The 15,744-nt window shown below is 69.2% G+C and carries 14 protein-coding genes; 6 read left to right on the top strand and 8 right to left on the bottom strand.

The genetic code is table 11. The features are described 5' to 3' along the window. Positions 1 to 31 precede the first annotated feature (31 nt). Together K9U40_RS06535 and K9U40_RS06530 are read left to right on the top strand one after the other, a co-directional pair. Positions 32 to 1,006 (top strand): sugar ABC transporter substrate-binding protein, encoded by a 975-nt coding sequence (locus K9U40_RS06535; RefSeq protein ID WP_414114995.1) that lies wholly within the window; start codon positions 32 to 34, stop codon positions 1,004 to 1,006. 124 nt (positions 1,007 to 1,130) lie between these two features. Next, positions 1,131 to 1,418 (top strand): YciI family protein, encoded by a 288-nt coding sequence (locus tag K9U40_RS06530; protein WP_282889402.1) that lies wholly within the window; start codon positions 1,131 to 1,133, stop codon positions 1,416 to 1,418. 120 nt (positions 1,419 to 1,538) lie between these two features. On the opposite strand, the gene K9U40_RS06525 is transcribed toward K9U40_RS06530, so the two are convergent. Both K9U40_RS06525 and K9U40_RS06520 read right to left on the bottom strand, forming a co-directional pair. Beyond that, positions 1,539 to 2,129, bottom strand: a complete 591-nt coding sequence (locus K9U40_RS06525) for a protein-S-isoprenylcysteine O-methyltransferase (RefSeq protein WP_282889401.1) — start codon at positions 2,127 to 2,129, stop codon at positions 1,539 to 1,541. Then, positions 2,126 to 3,433: a hypothetical protein gene (locus tag K9U40_RS06520; RefSeq protein ID WP_282889400.1), complete on the bottom strand. Its 1,308-nt coding sequence runs from the start codon at positions 3,431 to 3,433 to the stop codon at positions 2,126 to 2,128. Before K9U40_RS06520 ends, K9U40_RS06525 begins: the two co-directional genes overlap by 4 nt. 240 nt (positions 3,434 to 3,673) lie before the next feature. On the opposite strand from K9U40_RS06520, the gene K9U40_RS06515 reads away from it, so the two are divergent. The 4 genes from K9U40_RS06515 (at position 3,674) to dxs (ending at position 8,133) form a co-directional block, all read left to right on the top strand. Beyond that, positions 3,674 to 3,880 (top strand): hypothetical protein, encoded by a 207-nt coding sequence (locus K9U40_RS06515; protein ID WP_282889399.1) that lies wholly within the window; start codon positions 3,674 to 3,676, stop codon positions 3,878 to 3,880. After that, positions 3,877 to 5,088 (top strand): glycosyltransferase family 9 protein, encoded by a 1,212-nt coding sequence (locus K9U40_RS06510; RefSeq protein WP_282889398.1) that lies wholly within the window; start codon positions 3,877 to 3,879, stop codon positions 5,086 to 5,088. The genes K9U40_RS06515 and K9U40_RS06510 overlap by 4 nt, the downstream gene beginning before the upstream one ends. 93 nt (positions 5,089 to 5,181) lie before the next feature. Beyond that, complete coding sequence (locus tag K9U40_RS06505; RefSeq protein WP_282889397.1) at positions 5,182 to 6,066, top strand: glycosyltransferase family 2 protein; 885 nt, start codon at positions 5,182 to 5,184, stop codon at positions 6,064 to 6,066. A 135-nt stretch (positions 6,067 to 6,201) separates the two neighbouring features. Then, positions 6,202 to 8,133 carry a 1-deoxy-D-xylulose-5-phosphate synthase gene (dxs, locus tag K9U40_RS06500; protein WP_282889396.1) on the top strand — a complete coding sequence of 644 codons (1,932 nt, stop codon included), beginning with the start codon at positions 6,202 to 6,204 and terminating at the stop codon, positions 8,131 to 8,133. 20 nt (positions 8,134 to 8,153) lie between these two features. Here the strand turns inward: dxs and K9U40_RS06495 are convergent, their stop codons facing one another. The 6 genes from K9U40_RS06495 to K9U40_RS06470 all read right to left on the bottom strand — a co-directional run bounded on the left by K9U40_RS06495 (position 8,154) and on the right by K9U40_RS06470 (position 15,693). Further along, entirely contained in the window at positions 8,154 to 8,702 is a 549-nt protein-coding gene (locus tag K9U40_RS06495; protein ID WP_282889395.1) for an alpha/beta hydrolase, read from the bottom strand. 189 nt (positions 8,703 to 8,891) lie between these two features. Continuing rightward, a complete protein-coding gene (locus K9U40_RS06490; RefSeq protein WP_282889394.1) occupies positions 8,892 to 9,824 on the bottom strand; it encodes an MBL fold metallo-hydrolase in 933 nt (310 codons plus the stop codon). A gap of 2 nt (positions 9,825 to 9,826) precedes the next feature. Then, the gene (gene scpA, locus K9U40_RS06485) at positions 9,827 to 11,983 is read right to left on the bottom strand and encodes a methylmalonyl-CoA mutase (protein WP_282889393.1); all 2,157 of its coding nucleotides are present in this window, start codon (positions 11,981 to 11,983) and stop codon (positions 9,827 to 9,829) included. Positions 11,984 to 12,028: 45 nt separating this feature from the next. Next, positions 12,029 to 12,400 (bottom strand): hypothetical protein, encoded by a 372-nt coding sequence (locus tag K9U40_RS06480; RefSeq protein ID WP_282889392.1) that lies wholly within the window; start codon positions 12,398 to 12,400, stop codon positions 12,029 to 12,031. Positions 12,401 to 12,422: 22 nt separating this feature from the next. Next, positions 12,423 to 14,255, bottom strand: a complete 1,833-nt coding sequence (locus tag K9U40_RS06475) for a methylmalonyl-CoA mutase subunit beta (RefSeq protein ID WP_282889391.1) — start codon at positions 14,253 to 14,255, stop codon at positions 12,423 to 12,425. 208 nt (positions 14,256 to 14,463) lie between these two features. Continuing rightward, positions 14,464 to 15,693, bottom strand: a complete 1,230-nt coding sequence (locus K9U40_RS06470; protein WP_282889390.1) for an SAM-dependent methyltransferase — start codon at positions 15,691 to 15,693, stop codon at positions 14,464 to 14,466. Positions 15,694 to 15,744 lie beyond the last annotated feature (51 nt).

The following is a 15,744-nucleotide window of genomic DNA, read 5'->3' as shown; positions in this document are numbered from 1 at the left end:
ACCAAAAAAACCGGAGGAAACCCCAATGTCGATGTCGAAGCTCAAGCGCGCCGTCCTGGCGCTGCCCGTCACCCTCCTCGCCTCGGCGGCGCTCGCTGACGGCGAGACCATCGCGGTCTTCACCAAGAACCAGACCAATCCCTACTTCCAGACCGTCCGCGTCGGCACCGAGGCGGCGGCGAAGGCCATGGGTGCGAAGGTGGTGCACTATATTCCCACCAAGCCGGACTCGATCCCCGAGCAGCTGAGCCAGATCGAGGACGTGATCGTGAAGAAGCCGAGCGCCATCGTGTTCGTGCCGGTGGACTACAAGGCCATGGTGCCCGGCGTGGAGCAGATCAACGACGCCGGGATCCCGGTGGTGAACGTCACCGACCGCAGCGCCGGCGGCAAGTTCCTCGCCTTCGTGGGTGCCGACGACTACAGCCTCGGCCTGGAGACTGGCCGCTTCATGCTCAAGGCCATGGGCGGCAAGGGCAATGTCGTCATCCTCGAAGGCGTCAAGGGCTCGCTGACCAGCATCGACCGGGTGCGCGGCTTCAACGACGCCATCAAGGAATTCAAGGACGTGAAGCTGCTGGCCAGCCAGCCCGGCAATTACCAGCGCCTGCAGGGGCTCCAGGTGATGGAGAATTTGATGCAGTCGCACCCGCAGATCGATGGGGTGCTGGCCGCCAACGACGCCATGGCCATCGGCGCCATCGAGGCCCTAGACGGGGCCAACCGCAAGGCCAGGGTGATCGGCATCAACGGCACCAAGGAGGCGGTGGACGCCATCAAGGCCGGCAAGCTGCTGGCTTCCGGCGACTACAACGGCTTCGTGCAGGGTTGTATCGGCACCATGGTGGCCATCCGCGCCCTGCGTGGCCAGCCCATCGTCGGCGAGGTGGTGCTGAAGCCCACCGTGGTCAACGCCGCCAACTACCAGCCCTACGACGTGCCGCTCGAAAGCCGCTCCTGCCCGTCCTGGGCGGATGCCGCGGCCATGTCCACCAAGACCAACTGATCCCGCGGCGACCGACCGCGCCCGTCAGGATCACTTGATCTCAGGGGGCTGAGCGGAACAAAAAGGGGCGGCGCCGCGGCCTGTCGCGGAGCCGCCCCGCCTTGCCACCGATGGAGCATCACCCATGCTTTTTGCAATCCACGCCGTGGACCGGGAGGGCGCGCTCGACACGCGCCTTGCCCATTACGAGGCACACAAGGCGTTTCTCGCCGATACCTCGGCCTTCGGCGTGCGCATCGTCATGTCCGGGCCGCTGGTGAGCGATGACGGCGCCACCATGATCGGCAGCCTGTTCCTCGTCGAGGCGCCGGACCGGGATGCGGCGGAGCGCTTCAACGCCGCCGATCCGTTCCACAAGGCGGACATCTGGGCGCGGGTGACCATCACCGGCTTCCTCCGCCGGCAGGGCTGAGCGGCCCACTCCTTCCAATACCTGGAATGGTACAGGTGTCTGCCCTTCTCGGGGGACGCGGGGTGAACGGCGCGGGACCCAATCGCTGCCGGTGCGCCTTTCGCGCTCCGTTCCGTCGCCTCAGTAGAGGCCGGGAATGACGCGCTTGGTGCGCTTCTCATAGGCTTCGTATTCGGCGCCGAAGGCCTCGCGCATCATCCTCTCCTCGCGCCCCACCCGGAAGAAGAACAGCGTGCCGAAGCCCACCAGGCCCGCCGGACCGGCGATCAGATTGGGCAACAGCAGCGCCTGCGCCAGCGCCCACAGGAAGAAGGCGGAATACATGGGGTGGCGCACCCGCTCATAGACGCCGGAGGTGATGAGCTTGTGCTTGTCCTTGATCTCCAGCGTCACCGACCAGTTGCGCCCGAGCTGGCGATGGGTGCGCCAGAACAGCCACAGCGCCGCGACGAACACCAGAACTCCCGCCACCACCTGCGCCGGCACCGGCGCGTAGGAGGCAAAGCGCGGGAAGGAGGTGATGGCGTAGATGGCCGGCAGCACCCCGAGGCCGAGGGTGGAGATGGTGAGCAGCGTCATGTCGCGGGCGGTGCGATGTCGCGCATCGGCCACCTGCTGGCGCTTCGCCCTCCGCTCGAAGGGGATGCGCAGCACGTACCAGGAGACGACGCCGACCGCCCAGGCGATCTTGGCGAAGGTGACGAGGCTCATTCAGGGCTCGCTTGGTCAGGATGGGGCATGAGACGCCCGCCCGGGTCGAGCGAGGCGGGCAGGGGGGTGCCGTCGGGCGCCATATAGGCACACAGGGCGTCCATGTGCGCGGCCAGCACGTCGAACGCGAACGGGCCGCACACATAGGCGTAGAAATCGTGGGGCGCGCGGATGTCGCTTGCCAGGAAGCACTGGCAGTGGCGGCGCATGACATCGAGGAAGAAGCGCCGGTAGGTCGGCCGGGAGACCATGTCGCGTACCGGCACGTGCCGCAGCAGCGGGCGCTGGGAGAAATCTCCCACCGCCAGCTGCGGCTCGGCGAAAGTGGCGCGGTCGAGGGTCACCGGATTGACCTTGTAGAAGGAGACGATGTCGTCCCGCGACTGCACCTCCACCCAGCCGACCTGCGGCGCGCCGGCCACCCGCTGCGCCGCCGCCCGCAGCCGCGCGCCGGCAGGATGCAGCGCGAACTTGGCCGTGGTGCTGCCGAGGGTGAGGATGCGCACCGGAACCCGGGTGCCGAACGCCGGGTCCTGATCGAGCGCCGCCGCCACCGTCGAGACCGCATGCATGGCGCCGAGGCTGTGCCCGGCGATGATGATCTCCTCCACGCCCTCGCGCGCGGCTTCGGCCTCCACGGCGCGCAGCCGCCCGGCGAAGGCCATGACGCGGGCATCCACTTCGGGGTGGCGGCCATGGGCGAAGTCCACCGAGAATTCCGCAAGGTCGAGGGATTGCCGCAGGCGGAAGCGTCGCCCCGGCCAGCGCATCAGCAGCAGGCCGCCGGCGAGGGCCGCCGCTGCGCCGCCGAGCCCTGCCGCGACCGCGCCCAAGTGGGGCGCGAGCAGATGCGCGACGCCGAAGCCCACCGCCACCGCAGCCCCCCAGAAGGCGAGCAGCAGCAGGTAGGTGAAGAGGAAGAAGAAGCCGTAGCGCCGGCTGGAGCGGAAATAGGCGGCGATGGTGCCGCTCGTCACCATGTCGAGGACCGCGCGCAGCGAGCCGCGGAGGTGGGACGATGCGGGCCGCTGCATGTCGGCGCGGGCGAGGTCGTCCCAGGCCAGGATCTCGAAGGCGGTGTTGGTATGCCACCCCGGCCCTTGGGCCTCGCACCGCCAGAGCGCGCCGGTGGGGGTCGGCACCGGAGCGGCATCGCGGCAGGCTGTCGCCGCCCGCCACACCGCGCCGAAGCGCTTCAGCTCGCGCAGGAAGATGCGATGGTGGCCCTCCACCGCCATCGGATCGTAGCCGGCCACGAAGAGAACGTGGCGCCGCCCGACGCGCGTTGCTGGCACCTTCCGCATGGGGGCGCCTTCTAGCGAAAACCCCGAAGGATGGCCAGTGCTGCCGATCTCCGGTCGTGCCTCGGTTTGAAACGCGGCACCGGCGCCACTCCCCTGCCGCTTGCGGGAGAGGGTTCCAGGGCGTGTCCGGTCGCAGCAGAGGACTTTCAAACCGAGACACCATCCTTCCCAAAAGGAAGCGCGCCAAGGTTGAAACAGCCGGGAGTGGAAGTCGATGCTTGACTTCAATAAGCGACAGTGATGCTGACCGTGTTGCCCGCAGTTCGACTGGCACGCGCCTTTGGTGTTGAACCGATGGGCGGGATGCGGGAGACCAGTCTGGTTGCGTTACGGCATTTGCACACCGCAGCAGAATGCCATATTGGCCGGGCGCTGGCATTGTCGGCGAAGACGGCTTCGCTTTGCTGGCCTCAATCTGCGATGTTCACGCCGGACCTGCCATCATGAAGCTGCGTGACCTCTTCCGCCGACGCAAGCGAACACCCAGCGTCGCGCCTTTGGGCGTGCCGGTGGCGCAGGTCTGGACCAGTCCGTCCCAAGCCTTGCGGGCGCTGGGGCCATCGCCATCCATCCTTGTGGTGAAGCTCGACCATATCGGCGACTTCATCACCGCGTTGCCCGCCGTGGAGCGGTTGCGGGCGGCGTTTCCCACCTCGACCATCTCCCTTCTGTGCGCACCCTTCGTGGTGGAGCTGGCCCGCTCCACGGGCCTGTTCGCTTCGGTCTACAGCTTCGATTTCTTCGGCGCCCGCATGCAGGCGCCACGTTTCGCCAATGCGGACGACGTGAGCGAACTGAGCGCACTGGGCGTGCCGCCCCACGACATCGTCATCGACCTGCGGCAGGAGGACGAGGCCCGGGCGCTGCTCTGGGGCCTCGACGCGAAATTCCGTGCCGGCTTTGCCGACCCGGCCAACCCGTTTCCCCTCGACATCGCGCTGCCCGAGATGGAGCGGTGCATGCGCCGCAAGCCGTGGCCGGCCATGACCCATTCCTCCACCCGGCTGGTGCTGCTGGTGGAAGCGCTGGCGCATGCCCGCGACATGCAAGGCGAGACGGCGCCGTTCGCGACCGACGCGCTTGCGGTGGCGGAGACGCAGGATTGCGTCATCCTCGCGCCGGGAACGCGGCTCGGCATCAAGGGCTGGACGGCCGAGGGCTGGATCGGCCTCGCCCGCGCCATGGTGGAACGCACCAGCCTCGACATCGCCGTCATCGGGCGCGGCGAGGAGGCGGAAACGACGGCGCGCATCGCCATGGCGCTTCCGCCCGGCCGGCTGCGCGATCTGGTGGGCAAGGTGGAGCTCGCCGACCTCCCGGCGGTGATGAACGCCGCCGCCGCCTTCGTCGGGGTGGATACCGGCACCACCCACCTTGCGGCATCGCTGGGCGTGCCCACCGTCGCCCTCTTCTCCGGCTTTGCCGATGTCCGAGTCTGGGCCCCCGTGGGGCCGGCGACGGTGGTGCTGCACGCTGGTGCCGGCTGCGCGCCGTGCGGGCTGTCGATCGAGACCCAGTGCCCCTATCAGCGCCGGTGCATGAGCGTGATCGACCCCGAGGCGGTGCTCTCCGCCATGTCCGGCGTTGCCCGTCATCCCGAGTTGAGGCGCCTTGGCGCGGCCCCGCAGCCGGAGCTTGTGTTCGCGGCCTCCTGAAGGCAGGAAAGCCAAGCGGGCGCCGATCGCCCGCCGTTCAGGAAAGAGACCGCGTGTGCCGATCCGATGGGCGCGGGCTCCAGCGAGGGTCCCGTGTCCGCCGATCTCTCCACCGGCTTCCCATTGTCCGCCGTCACGGTGGTGTTCGTCACGTATAACAGCGGTGCGGTGATCGGCCGGGCGGTCGCGAGCGTGCCGACGGCCTGCCCGGTGGTCATCGTGGACAATGCAAGCCCCGAGGGCACCTCATGGCGGGGCGGCCTGTCGCGGCCGGTGGACGTCCTCGAAATGCCGGCCAATGCGGGCTTCGGCACCGCCTGCAATGCCGGCGCCCGGCGGGCGGCCACCCCTTACGTCCTGTTCCTCAATCCCGACGCCGTCCTGGACGCCGATACGCTGCCGGCGCTCCTCGCCGCCGCCGGCCGCTATGGCGACCCGGCCATCCTGATGCCGTCCATCATGGGCGAGAATGGCCGGCTGATGCGCAAGGAAGGCTCCATCCTGGAAAGGGTGCCGCGCCGGCTGCGCCTGTCGCCCGAGGAGATCGCGGGGGATTACTGCACCCGCTTCGTCCACGGCGCCGCCTTCATGATGGGGTGGGACGCCTTCTTCGCCCTCGGCGGTTTCGACGAGGCCATCTTCCTCTATCACGAGGATGACGACCTCTCGCTGCGCGCCATCGCCCGGCGCATTCCCATCATCGTGGTGACGGCGGCGCGGGTGACCCATGCGGGCGGGCGCTCCAGCGCGCCGTCGCTCAAGCAGACCTTCCGGGTCAACCGCGCCAAGATGCAATCGGAGCGCTACGTGCTTGAAAAATACGGCCGCTCCCGCGCGACCTTCGCGCAGATCGCCAAGCTGGCCGGGGGCTGCGCGTTGGCGCTGGCGTGCCTCGATCCGCACCGCTTCGCCATCCGCGCCGGAAAATTGGCGGGATGTTTCGATGAAGTGCGCCGAACGCCGCCGGCGCACGTATGAGGGACAGGCGGGAGACCGCGGTCCTGTGGCATGGGCGACCGGCCCGGTTCCCATTCCCCGCGGCCTTGTCCGTTGCATGCCGCCGCGCGCGTGTGTAAGGCTCGTTTTCCCGGTTCGTTCCGGACGGAGTTGTCCGTGACTTTGCTGAAGACCCCGCTGCTCGATACCATCCGCGATGCCGCCGACGTGCGGCGCCTCCCCCAGGATAAGCTGGCCCAGCTCGCCGCTGAACTGCGCGCGGAGACCATTGATGCCGTCTCCGTGACCGGCGGGCATCTGGGCGCCGGCCTCGGCGTGGTCGAGCTGACGGTGGCCCTCCACCATGTGTTCAACACCCCCCACGACCGCCTGATCTGGGATGTCGGCCACCAGTGCTACCCCCACAAGATCCTCACCGGCCGGCGTGACCGCATCCGCACCCTGCGCCAGGGCGGCGGCCTCTCGGGCTTCACGCGGCGGTCGGAGAGCGAATACGACCCGTTCGGGGCGGCGCACTCGTCCACCTCCATCTCCGCCGGCCTCGGCATGGCGGTGGCGCGGGACCTCTCGGGGGAAGAGCGCAACGTGGTGTGCGTGATCGGCGACGGCGCCATGTCCGCCGGCATGGCCTATGAGGCCATGAACAATGCCGGCGCCATGGATAGCCGGCTCATCGTCATCCTCAACGACAACGACATGTCCATCGCCCCGCCCACGGGGGCCATGTCGGCCTATCTGGCGCGGCTCATTTCGGGGCAGACCTACCGCTCGCTCCGCGAGATCGGCAAGCAGATCGCCGGCCACCTGCCCAAGTTCGTGGAGCGCGGCGCCGCGCGGGCCGAGGAGTTCGCCCGCGGCTTCTGGACCGGGGGCACCCTGTTCGAGGAGCTGGGCTTCTACTATGTCGGCCCCATCGACGGGCACAATCTCGATCACCTCCTGCCGGTGCTCAAGAATGTGCGGGACGCCAAGAGCGGACCCATCCTCGTCCATGTGGTGACGCAGAAGGGCAAGGGCTACGCCCCCGCCGAGGCCAGCGCCGACAAGTATCACGGCGTGGTCAAGTTCGACGTGGTGACGGGCGCCCAGGTGAAGGCGAAGTCCAACGCGCCGTCCTACACCCGCGTGTTCGCCGAGAGCCTCATTTCGCAGGCCCGGCGCGACCCCAAGGTGGTGGCCATCACCGCAGCCATGCCCTCCGGCACCGGGCTCGACCTGTTTGGGCAGGTCCATCCCGAGCGCACCTTTGACGTGGGCATCGCCGAGCAGCACGCGGTGACGTTCGCGGGCGGGCTCGCGGCGGAGGGCTTCAAGCCGTTCTGCGCGCTCTATTCCACCTTCCTCCAGCGGGCCTACGACCAGGTGGTGCACGACGTGGCGCTGCAGGGCCTGCCCGTGCGCTTCGTCATCGACCGCGCCGGCCTCGTGGGGGCGGACGGGGCGACCCATGCGGGCGCCTTCGACATCGCCTTCCTCGCCTGCCTGCCGGGCATGACCGTGATGGCCCCCGCCGACGAGGCGGAGCTGGTGCACATGATGGCCACCATGGTCGCCTATGACGACGGCCCCACCGCCGTGCGTTTCCCGCGTGGCGAGGGCGTGGGCGTGGAGCGGCCCGACCGGGGCGAGGCTCTGCCCATCGGCAAGGGCCGCATCGTGCGCGGAACCGGGGAGGGCGACATCGCCCTCCTCTCCCTCGGCACGCGGCTGGCCGCCTGCATTGACGCCGCCGAGCGGCTGGAGGCGGCCGGCTTCACCCTCACCGTGGCCGATGCCCGCTTCGCCAAGCCCCTCGACCGGGATCTGGTGCTGAAGCTCGCCGCCGGCCATGGCGCGCTGGTGACCGTGGAGGAGGGCTCCGTGGGTGGCTTCGGCAGCCATGTGCTCCAGCTTCTCACCGACGAGGGCCTGCTTGACCGCGGCACGGTGAAGGTGCGCGCCATGGTCCTGCCCGACATCTATATCGACCAAGAGACGCAGGCCCGCCAGCTGGCCGAGGCTGGCCTCGACGCCGACGCCATCGTGGCGAAGGTGGAGGGGCTGGTGGGGAAGGCGAAGGTCGGCGTCAGCCTGCACAAGGCGGGGTGAGGGGAGGGGCGCGGCCCCGGCTATCGCGAGAGGATGAAGCTCGCGATGGCCGAAACGGCAGTGTCGTCATTGCCTGCAAAACCATGGGCTGCGAACGGGCCGCACGGATTGCCCTGCCCTGGTCCTGAACTGACCCAGGCAATCTGGGCTTTCCCGCTCCAGGCTTGAAACGGCGCGACCCCAGACGCGGGCGTGCTGGCGCAGGCGTCGTTGGGGTTGTGCACGATCAGCGTGGTCGGCAAGGCCGACGGCGAGCCTGCCACCGCCTTGACCGAGTTCGGCGCCGGTCCGGGCATCAGGGGCCCCGACACGAGGACGAGCCCGTTCGCGCGGCTGCTCCCTGCCGCCGCCGCCAGGGTGCCTCGGCTCATGCCCACAACCACCACCGGCCGGCTGGCCGACGCCACCGCAGCCCCGACATTGCCCTGCGCTAGGATGGTCGCGATGCCGCGCTGTTCGAGCGCGGCGCGGTTGCGGATCAGGAAGTCGGAAGGGACGGCGCCGCCGGCGCCAGGGACGAGGATGGCCGTCGCGCGCGGTTTTCCCGCCTGCGCTGCCGCGCGGTCCAAGGCCGCTCCCGGAACGCCGACGCCTACGGCCAGCCCGAAGGCAAGGAGACGGACGCGGTGATAATTGTGGCTTCGCTGAAGCCCGCTGGAGTTGCGCACAGTAAGCCCCCGGAAGCCCATCGGTCGACCCCCCATTCCGATCGACCCTCCCATGGTAGGGTCAAACTGCAATTCATGCGAGTGCAGACGCTATCTCGCTCGTTCCGGCGCGTGATGGCCAGGGGGCGCAGCCTCGGTAGCGTCGGCCACCGCATCCACATTGCGCCGGTGCACCGCCTCATAGGGCTCGAAATAGGTCACCGCCCCCGTCGCGAAGGCCTCCTTGGCGAACGTCCGCAGATCGGGCCCTGCCAGCGCCGGCTCTGCCTTCAGGCGCAGCAGCTGCTCCACATAAAGCCGGGTGGCTGTAATGAGCGCCGGCCCGTAGCCGCCGGCGGCGATCACCTCCGGCGCGCCGTGGTTGGGCAGGATGCGCGTCGCCTCCAGTGCCGCCAGCCGCTCCAGCCCGGCGAGGTGGGCGGCAAGACGGTCGGGCTCGTCCACATAGGTGATGGGGTCTTCCAGCGTGTCGCCGGCCAGGAGCAGCCCATCCGGCAGCAGGGCCACCGTGCCGTCCCGGCTGTGGATATCCATGTGGAAAAGCGCCACCGGAACCGAACCGACGGTCAGCTCAAGCCGTTCCTCGAACAGGACATTCGGCAGGATCAGGGGGCGGATGGGCGGATCGCCCGCCTCCAGCCGCTCCCTGTGGAGCGCGAGCAAGGCGGCGGTTTCCCGGTTGGCGATGATCTCGCAGTCGGCGAACACGGCGTTGCCGGCCACATGGTCGTCATGCCAGTGGCTCAGCACCACACGGATGCGCCGGGCGCCCCGCCGTTCCAGCGTCTCCCGGATGATGCGGGCATGCGCCAGTGAGATATGGGTGTCGTAGACCAGCGCCTCGTCGCCATCCAGCACCGCATAGGAGGCGATGCCCAGCGCATAGGCGCCGTCGTCCAGCCAGTTCTCGTGGGCACCGTGCAGCCGCTCCCCCGGCACGCGCCCGTCATAGAAGGCGAGCACGTGAGGCGCCGGCTCCAGCACCCGCAGGGTGGAGCCCAGCGGCGCCAGCCCGCCGGCCATGCTCACTCCGCCGCTTCGAGGGTGTGGCCGAGGCGGTGGGAGAGGGTGGCGAGCAACTCCTTCGCCGCATCGGCGATGACCGTGCCGGGCGGGAAGATGGCCTCGGCGCCGGCGGCCTTCAGGGCGTCGTAATCCTGCGGCGGCACCACGCCGCCCACCACCACCATGATGTCGCCCCGGCCCTCCGCCTCCAGCGCCGCCTTCAGCGCCGGCACGAGGGTGAGGTGGCCGGCGGCCAGCGAGGAGATGCCCACCACGTGCACGTCGTTCTCCACCGCCTGCCGGGCGGCTTCCTCGGGGGTGGCGAAGAGCGGGCCGATGTCCACGTCGAAGCCGAGGTCGGCGAAGGCGGAGGCGATCACCTTCTGGCCGCGGTCGTGGCCGTCCTGGCCCACCTTGGCGACGAGGATGCGCGGCCGGCGGCCTTCCGCATGCTCGAACGCTTCCACCAGCTTCTGCAGCTTGCCCACCTTGTCCGTCATGGCGGTCGCCTCGCGCTTGTAGACGCCGGAGATGGCGCGGATCTCGGCGCGGTGGCGGCCGAACACCTTCTCCAGCGCGTCGGAAATCTCGCCCACCGTGGCCTTGGCCCGGGCTGCGTCGATGGCCAGCGCCAGGAGGTTGCCGTTGCCGGCCGCACCATTGGTCAGCGCCTCCAGCTTGGCGGCCACCTCGGTGGGGTTCCGCTCCGCGCGCAGGCGGTTGAGCTTGTCGATCTGGGCGGCGCGCACGGTGGCGTTCTCCACCTTCAGCACGTCGATCATGCGGTCGCGCTCGGGCTTGAACTTGTTCACGCCCACCACGGTCTGCGCGCCACCGTCGATGCGGGCCTGGGTGGTGGCGGCGGCCTCCTCGATGCGCAGCTTGGGAATGCCGGCCTCGATGGCCTTGGCCATGCCGCCCAGCGCCTCCACCTCCTGGATGTGCGCCCACGCCTTGGCGGCAAGATCCGCCGTGAGCTTCTCCACGAAGAAGGAGCCGCCCCACAGGTCGATCTGCCGGGTGGTGCCGCTCTCCTGCTGCAGCAGGATCTGGGTGTTGCGGGCGATGCGGGCGGAGAAGTCCGTGGGCAGGGCCAGCGCCTCGTCCAGCGCATTGGTGTGCAGCGACTGGGTCTGGCCCTGGGTCGCGGCCATGGCCTCGATGGCGGTGCGCATGACGTTGTTGAACACGTCCTGCGCGGTGAGCGACCAGCCGGAGGTCTGCGAATGGGTGCGCAGGGGCAGGGACTTGGGGTTCTTGGCGCCGAGGTCGGTCATCAGGCGCGTCCACAGGAGGCGGGCGGCGCGGAGCTTCGCCACCTCCATGAAGAAATTCATGCCGATGGCCCAGAAGAAGCTGAGGCGCGGCGCGAACACGTCGATGGGAAGCCCCGCGGCGGCGCCGGCGCGGCCATATTCCACGCCGTCCGCCAGCGTGTAGGCGAGTTCGAGGTCCTGCGTCGCGCCGGCCTCCTGCATGTGGTAGCCGGAAATGGAAATGGAGTTGAAGCGCGGCATCTCCTTCGACGTGTAGGCGAAGATGTCCGAGATGATGCGCATGGAGGGGGCGGGCGGATAGATATAGGTGTTCCGCACCATGAATTCTTTGAGAATATCGTTCTGGATGGTGCCGGAGAGCTTGGCCGGCGCCACGCCCTGTTCTTCCGCCGCCACCACATAGAGCGCCAGGACCGGCAGCACGGCGCCGTTCATGGTCATGGATACGCTCATCTGGTCGAGCGGGATGCCCGAGAACAGGGTGCGCATGTCGTAGATGGAGTCGATGGCCACCCCCGCCATGCCCACGTCGCCGGCGACGCGGGGATGGTCTGAGTCATAGCCGCGATGGGTGGCGAGGTCGAAGGCAACCGACAGGCCCTTCTGGCCGGCGGCGAGGTTGCGGCGGTAGAAGGCGTTGGAATCCTCGGCCGTGGAGAAGCCGGCATATTGCCGGATGGTCCAGGGCTGGGTGGCGTACATGGGCGCATAGGGCCCGCGCAGGAACGGCGCGATGCCGGGATAGGTGTCGATGTAGGAGAGGCCCTCAATGTCGGCCGGGCCGTAGAGCGGCTTCACCGGGATGCCCTCGGGCGTGGTCCAGGGGGCGGCCGCGGCGGAGGGGGCGACCAGCTCAGGCGCGCGCCAGTCGATGTCGGCGAAGTTGGGGATCCGGCTCATCTTCTGTTCCCTCGAAATCGGCGGCGGTGGCTTTGGCGGAAAGGCTCAGGCGCGTCTGGCAAACCAGGAGCCGGTGCAATTCGGGAGGGGCGAGGACCAGTCGTCCGATGCCTGGTCGCCCTCGGCGAGCCCGGTGGCGGTGACTTTGCGTTGCCCATGGACCAAGGTCATCCGCACCAGGCCAAGCTTGCTGATGCCACCACTCGCCTTCACTGGCCAATAGCCCGCACAGGTGACTTTGCCATTCTTCACTGCAAGCTTGAAGTTGAAATTCTTGTTGCACTTCCCTGCCTCGGCGGAGGTGCGCACCACCCAGTACCCGTCGGAGCGCTTGGCGGTGTCGGCGCGGGCGGGGGTAACTGCCATCGCCGCCGTGAGGCGCGCAAGGGCGGTGAGGCCCGCAATCTTGTGCCACATGGCTCGCCTCCCGTCCTGCTGTTCAGTCCAGTCCCGCCGCCGCCTGCGCGGCAGCCAGCGTCTCCAGCGCGTCGCAGCCGGCGAAAAGGAAGCCGGAGACACCGGCCGCCTTGAGCGCGGCTTCCAGCTCCGCCGGCTTGCCGGCGAGCCAGATGGCGCTGGCGCCCGCGGCTTTCAGCGCCTCGGCCGTGGCTGTACCTTCTGCATTATACACCTCGTCCGAGGAGACCAGGCAGGCGAAGGGCGTGCCTGCGGCCGTGAAGGCCGCCACCAGCGCGTCACGGTCGGCGAAGCCGTCCGGCACGGGGGCGGCGATGCCGCCGGCCTCGAAGAAGTTCTTGGCGAAGGTGGCCCGCGCCGTGAATGCGGCGACGGGGCCGAGCGTGGCGAGGAAGACGGCCGGCGCCTTCGCGGCGGCTTCGGCCTTGTCGCGCAGGGCCTCGAATGGCTCGGCGATGCGGTGGGGCGTCAGCGCGCCGTCGGCCACGGGCTCGAACGTGGCCGGCAGGGGCGCCAGCACCTCGGGGGCCTCCTGCACCAGGATGGGAAATTCCGAGGTGCCGGTGATGGGGGCCTTACGGGTGGCGACATCCTTGTCTCGCTTGGCCTTCACCTCGGCGATCTCGGCCTTCAGCCAGCGATCCTCCAGCACGTCGGCCATGCCGCCGCGCTTCTCGATGGTGCGGAACAGGTCCCAGGCCTTCTCGGCGAGCCCGTCCGTGTGGGCCTCCACCGCGCCGGCGCCCGCGCCGGGATCGGCGACGCGGTGGACGTTGGATTCCTCCAGCAGCATCACCTGGGTGTTGCGGGCGAGGCGCCGGGCGAAGGCGTCGGGCAGGCCCAGGGCCTGGGTGAAGGGCAGCACGGTGAGGCTGTCCGCCCCGCCGACGCCGGCCGCGAACGCCGCGATGGTGGTGCGCAGCAGGTTCACGTAAGGATCGCGTCGGGTCAGGGAGCGCCAGGCGGTGGTGGCGTGCACCTTCAGCGCCGTCTCCGGCAGGCCGCATTCGCGCAGCACCGCGCCCCACAAAAGGCGGATGGCGCGGAACTTGGCGATGGTGGCGGTCTGGTTCAGGTCCGCCACGAGGGCGACCTCGATCCGCGCCGCCGCCTGCGAGAGGGTGATGCCCGCCTCCCCATAGGCCTTGAGATAGGCTACGGCGGTGGCCAGCACGGCCGCCAGCTCCTGCGCGTCGGAGGCGCCGGCGGCATGGAACACGCCGCCGTCCGCCCGCGCGAACGGGCCGGCAAAGCCCCGCGCCGCGAGGATGGCGGAGGTCTCGGCGAAGCGCTTGGCCAGCAGCGGCCATGCCATGGGGAGGGTGCCGGCGGCGGCGAAGTCGCCCAGCGGGTTCAGGCCGAAGGAGACGGCGAGGCCCTTGGGGTCGAAGCCCGTGGCCTCGGCGTGATCGGCGAAGGCGAGGTCTTCGCCCCGGCCCTGGAAGGCGCCGCTCTCGATGCGCGTCTCGATGAGGTCGAGCAGCACGTCCTTGAGCACCACCTTCAGGTCGGCGCCGTCCGGCAGGCCGAAGCCGTAGGCCGAGGGCGACGAGGCATAGACCAGGGCGAGGCCCGAGGCGCCGCCGTCCAGATCCTCCAGGGCCTGCGCGTGGGCGGCGGCGAGGTCCGGCTGGTCCACCCGCGCGCTGATGATCCACGGCGCGCCGGCCGGCCGCCCCGCCACGATGGGGGCGTTCGGCTTGCGGGCCGGCAGGGCGTCGAGGGCGAGGCCCTCATAGGTGCGGGTGACGAGGCGCTTGTCATAGGGCGCGCCCTTCAGCACGCCCTCGACCAGCTTCAGCCAGTCCTCGCGGGTGACGGGGGCAAGGTCGGTCGCGAAGGGCAGGGCGGTCATGAGGGGACCTCCGGGAGGAAATGAGTGGAGAGCGTGGCTTCCGTGTCCAAGGGCGGAACTCGGGAACACCTGAGTTCCGGGCCATCCACGGGCTGCGACCGGGTGCAAGGCATCGAGCGGTTCGCGAGCGGATAGGCGTGGAAGCCCGGCACGAGGCCGGGCATGACGGCGGCTTGGAACCATTCGGCACGCCGTGGAAAGCCTGCCATCACCGCCCCTCCCGCGCCGCGAGCGCGCGCTCGGCGTCGAACATGTAGTCGCGCAGCACCGGCACGTCGTCGCGCTTCTCGGAGAGCAGCAGCTGGAACACCATGTTGGAGCCGTGCAGGAAGCCCAGCTCAACGGCGGCGAGGTAGAATTCCCACATGCGGCCGAAGCGCTCGCCCATCATGGCGTCCACCTCGGCGCGCCGCGCCATGAAGTTTCGCCGCCACGCGCGGATGGTCCAGTAATAGTGCAGGCGCAGTACCTCGCAGTCATCCACCCACAAATGGGTGCGCTCGGTGGAGGCGAACACTTCTGACAGCGCCGGCACATAGCCGCCGGGGAAGATATACTTGCGGATGAAGGGCGCCGTGGTGCCGGGCGGCGACATGCGGCCGATGGCGTGCACCAGCGCGAAACCGCCCTCATCCAGGAGGTTGCGGATGGTGGTGAAGTAATCGTCGAAGTGCGAGACGCCCACATGCTCCATCATGCCGATAGAGACCACGCGGTCGAACTTGCCCTGCAAGTTGCGATAATCCACCTCGCGGAAGTCGATGGAGCCGGCCACGCCCGCCGCCTCCGCGAGCCGCCGGCTTTCGGCGAGCTGCTCCGGGGAGACATTGATGGCGGTGACCTGCGCCCCGCATTCTTTCGCCATGTAGATGGCAAGCCCGCCCCAGCCCGAGCCGATCTCCGCCACCCGCATGCCGGGGGAGATCTTCAGCTTGGCGGCGATATGGCGGAACTTGTTGCGCTGCGCCTCCGCCAGCGGCTCTTCCGGATCGCGGAAGTAGGCGCAGCTATAGGCCATGGTCTCGTCCAGCCACAGCCGGTAGAAGGCGGCCGGGTGGTCGTAGTGGGAGGAGACGTTCTCCTTCGCCTTGTTGACCGGGTTGGCCTGCTGGAACCGCCGCACCGAGCGCCACGCCTTGCGCAGCGCCTGCTGCACCGGGTGGCTGCCCAGCCCCTTGCGGTTCACCGAGAACAGGGACAGCAGCTCGAACGCGCCGGCCCCGTCCTCGAAGGAGAGGCGGCCGTCCATATAGGCTTCCGCCGCCACCAGCTCCGGATTGAAGAACAGGTCGCGCTCCAGCTTCCTGTCATGCATGCGCACGGTGACGGATGGCCCGTCCACCCCCGAGCCAAAGACGTGGCGCTGGCCGTCCACGGTGAGGACCGTGAGCTGGCCCTTCTCCACGAAGCGGCTCAGGAGGTGGGAGAGGAGGCGCATCAAAGGGCTCCGACGATCTCCCTCTCCCGCTTGCGGGGGAGGGACGGGGAG

It is taken from the genome of Xanthobacter autotrophicus (genome assembly GCF_030015065.1).
Taxonomy (GTDB): Bacteria; Pseudomonadota; Alphaproteobacteria; order Rhizobiales; family Xanthobacteraceae; genus Xanthobacter; species Xanthobacter autotrophicus_D.
Note: the sequence above shows the minus strand (reverse complement) of the source record. Positions and strands in the feature narration are given on the sequence as shown.

Bases quoted from the DNA above. Each gene is read 5' to 3' on its own strand.
- K9U40_RS06530 (WP_282889402.1), top strand. From the start codon at position 1,131: ATGCTTTTTGCAATCCACGCCGTGGACCGGGAGGGCGCGCTCGACACG.
- K9U40_RS06490 (WP_282889394.1), bottom strand. From the start codon at position 9,824: ATGGCCGGCGGGCTGGCGCCGCTGGGCTCCACCCTGCGGGTGCTGGAG.
- K9U40_RS06515 (WP_282889399.1), top strand. From the start codon at position 3,674: ATGCTGACCGTGTTGCCCGCAGTTCGACTGGCACGCGCCTTTGGTGTT.
- scpA (WP_282889393.1), bottom strand. From the start codon at position 11,983: ATGAGCCGGATCCCCAACTTCGCCGACATCGACTGGCGCGCGCCTGAG.
- K9U40_RS06520 (WP_282889400.1), bottom strand. From the start codon at position 3,433: ATGCGGAAGGTGCCAGCAACGCGCGTCGGGCGGCGCCACGTTCTCTTC.
- K9U40_RS06525 (WP_282889401.1), bottom strand. From the start codon at position 2,129: ATGAGCCTCGTCACCTTCGCCAAGATCGCCTGGGCGGTCGGCGTCGTC.
- K9U40_RS06475 (WP_282889391.1), bottom strand. From the start codon at position 14,255: ATGACCGCCCTGCCCTTCGCGACCGACCTTGCCCCCGTCACCCGCGAG.
- K9U40_RS06470 (WP_282889390.1), bottom strand. From the start codon at position 15,693: ATGCGCCTCCTCTCCCACCTCCTGAGCCGCTTCGTGGAGAAGGGCCAG.
- K9U40_RS06510 (WP_282889398.1), top strand. From the start codon at position 3,877: ATGAAGCTGCGTGACCTCTTCCGCCGACGCAAGCGAACACCCAGCGTC.
- K9U40_RS06480 (WP_282889392.1), bottom strand. From the start codon at position 12,400: ATGTGGCACAAGATTGCGGGCCTCACCGCCCTTGCGCGCCTCACGGCG.
- K9U40_RS06535 (WP_414114995.1), top strand. From the start codon at position 32: ATGTCGAAGCTCAAGCGCGCCGTCCTGGCGCTGCCCGTCACCCTCCTC.